Raw genomic sequence first — 2,791 nt, 5'->3', positions numbered from 1 at the left:
GGGCAACGGGACGCTCGTCTCGGCCGTGCACACGGCCATCGGCAGGCTCGCGACGGTCGCGGGGAAGCCGGAGGAGCCGATCTTCCGTGAGGCCCTCGCGCGCTTCGGCGCGAAGAAGGCGCTCTTCATCGGGGACCGTCTCGACACCGACATCATGGGAGCGAGTCGTGTCGGTATCGACTCGGTGCTGGTGCTCACGGGCATCGATCGTCCGAAGCATGTGCTGGCCGCACCGGAGGGTTCGCGTCCCACCTACATCCTCGGCGACCTCCGTGAGCTCCATGCTCCTTATCCCGAGGTGATCGAGCAGGGCGGTGTGTTCCACGTGAACGGTGCCGCCGTGCGCGTCTCGGGAGCGGATGTCGAGATCGTCGCGGAGTCGGGCGAGCAGATCGATCTGCTGCGCGCGGGTGCCGCCGCCATCTGGGCATCCGGGACCCCGGTGTTCGTGCTGCGGGTACCCGAGCGCCTGTATGACGATCCGTTCCATCGCCCCTGAGGCGGCTCGCGTGGCTCCCTCCGGCGTCGGAGGCGCCGCGTACAGTAGAACCGTGAGCGATGAGACGACGAGCGCGCCGACCGATGGTCTGTGGAGTCGACTGCGCCTGATCGAGGGCCAGCCGCTTCCGGCGCGAGCCGATGCGTACTCAGCCCTCCACGACGAGCTTTCACGTCGCCTCGACAGCGGCGCGAAGCTCGAGCAGCGGGAGACTTCGGGATCCCGATGACGCGACTCGACGCCGCCCTCGCCGCCCGAGGACTCGCCCGTTCGCGCAGCCACGCGGCCACCCTCATCTCCGAGGGACTCGTGAGCGTGGACGGCCGCCCCGTCGTGAAGGCGTCCACCGCTGTCGACGACGCGGCGGAGATCACGATCGCCGGGGCCGACCACTACGTCGGGCGCGCCGCCCACAAGCTCATCGCCGGACTCGACGGCTTCGCGATCCCGGTCCAGGGGCGTCTCGCGCTCGACATGGGCGCATCCACCGGGGGCTTCACCCAGGTGCTGCGGGAACGCGGAGCACGCAGAGTTCTGGCCGTCGACGTCGGGCACGGGCAGCTCGCCCCGACCATCGCCGCCGACCCGGGAGTGGTGGCCGTCGAGGGCTACAACGTGCGCCACATGACTCGTGAGAACCTCACTGCTGCCACGGGAGAGGCTGAGGCGCCCGACCTCATCGTCGGAGACCTCTCGTTCATCTCCCTCGAACTCGTCCTCCCCGCCGTCGCCGCCGTGGGCACAGCGGAATCCGACATCCTGCTGCTCGTGAAGCCCCAGTTCGAGGTCGGGCGCACCGCCGTCCGCGGGGGACTGGTCACGGATCCCGCCACGCGCGCGGATGCGGTGTCGCGAACGGTCTGGAGCGCCTGGGACGCAGGGCTCGGAATGCTCGGCATCCTTCCCTCCCCGATCCTCGGAACGCACGGCAACGCCGAGTATCTCGTGCATCTCGCGCCGGGCCGGGGAAGCAATCCGACAGAATGGCTGGACAGCATCAACCGACTGGCAGGAGGACGATGAACGAGCGCAGCATCCTGGTCGTCGCCCACGCGGGCCGTGTGGACACCGTCGAGGCCGCCCGCCGGGTGATCGATGCGCTGAGAGACGCGGACGCACGGCCCGTCCTCGCCGCCGATGATCACGAGGCCCTCGTCGCCGTCGACCCGTTCTTCGCCGAGACCGAGGTGCTCGGCGTCTCCGTCGACCCGTCCGACCTCGAACTGGCCATCGTTCTGGGTGGTGACGGGACGATCCTGCGTGCGGCGGAACTCGTGCGAGACAGCGGTGCACCGGTGCTCGGCATCAACATGGGGCACGTCGGCTTCCTCGCCGAGATCGATCGCGACGACATGGACAAGGCCGTGCGTCGTGTCATCGACCGTGACTACGAGGTCGAGGAGCGACTCGCGCTGTCGGTGCGTGTGAAGGATGCCGACGGCACCGTGGTCTACGAGACCTGGGCCCTCAACGAGGCCACCGTCGAGAAGGCGAGCCGTGAGCGGATGATCGAGGTCGTGCTCGAGATCGACGGCCGACCGCTGTCGAGCTTCGGCTGCGACGGCATGGTCGTGTCCACCCCCACGGGCTCGACCGCCTACAACTTCTCGGCCGGGGGCCCGGTCATCTGGCCCAGCGTCGAGGCGATCGCCGTGGTGCCGTTGTCCGCCCACGCTCTGTTCGCCAAGCCGCTCGTCGTCAGTCCCGATGCCTCCGTCGCGATCGAGATGCTCGAGCGCACCGACGGCTCGGGCATTCTGTGGTGCGACGGCCGGCGCTCGCACGATCTGCCGCCGGGCGCGCGCGTCGTGGTGCGTCGGTCGTCGCGTCCGGTGAGGCTCGCGCGTCTGCATCCGACGGCGTTCACCGATCGCCTCGTGCGCAAGTTCCAGTTGCCCGTCGAAGGATGGCGTGGCCAAGCCCCGGGGGCATCGTCGTGATCGAGGAGACGTCATGATCGAGGAGATGCGGATGCAGGGACTCGGCGTCATCGCCGATGCCGTGTTGCCGCTCGGCCCTGGATTCACCGCGATCACCGGCGAGACGGGTGCGGGCAAGACCATGGTCGTCACCGGCCTCGGACTGCTGCTGGGTCAGCGTGCCGATTCCGGAGCGGTGCGTGCCGGCGCAGCACAGGCATCGGTGGCCGGCGTCTGGATCGTCCATAGACGCGTGTCTCGTGCAGCCGGGCCTCCGTCACGCTCACACCCATCGTCGGAGCAGGTACTTCTCCACCAGCACGAGGATGCCGTTGGTGAGGGTGCCCAGCAGTGCCAGCAGAACGATCGAGAG

General features: G+C 69.0%; 5 protein-coding genes. All 5 read left to right on the top strand.

Annotated features, from left to right (window positions below; translation table 11 throughout):
• Window positions 1–499 (top strand): HAD hydrolase-like protein (locus KZA10_RS11505; RefSeq protein ID WP_218682947.1); only part of this gene is annotated, 499 nt, incomplete at its 5' end.
• Window positions 500–551: 52 nt separating this feature from the next.
• Window positions 552–728, top strand: coding sequence for a hypothetical protein (locus KZA10_RS11500; RefSeq protein WP_164743656.1), 177 nt, complete (start codon window positions 552–554; stop codon window positions 726–728).
• Window positions 725–1,522 carry a TlyA family RNA methyltransferase gene (locus KZA10_RS11495; RefSeq protein WP_055867122.1) on the top strand — a complete coding sequence of 266 codons (798 nt, stop codon included), beginning with the start codon at window positions 725–727 and terminating at the stop codon, window positions 1,520–1,522. Before KZA10_RS11500 ends, KZA10_RS11495 begins: the two co-directional genes overlap by 4 nt.
• Window positions 1,519–2,439, top strand: a complete 921-nt coding sequence (locus KZA10_RS11490) for an NAD kinase (protein ID WP_055867128.1) — start codon at window positions 1,519–1,521, stop codon at window positions 2,437–2,439. The genes KZA10_RS11495 and KZA10_RS11490 overlap by 4 nt, the downstream gene beginning before the upstream one ends.
• A gap of 13 nt (window positions 2,440–2,452) precedes the next feature.
• A partial coding sequence (locus KZA10_RS18100) for an AAA family ATPase (protein WP_256934760.1) occupies window positions 2,453–2,791 on the top strand: 339 nt, incomplete at its 3' end.

This window comes from Microbacterium sp. BF1 (assembly GCF_019279095.1).
In the GTDB taxonomy this organism is placed as follows: Bacteria; Actinomycetota; Actinomycetes; order Actinomycetales; family Microbacteriaceae; genus Microbacterium; species Microbacterium maritypicum.
The sequence above is the reverse complement of the archived record's forward strand: the minus strand, read 5'-3'. Positions and strand labels throughout refer to the sequence as shown.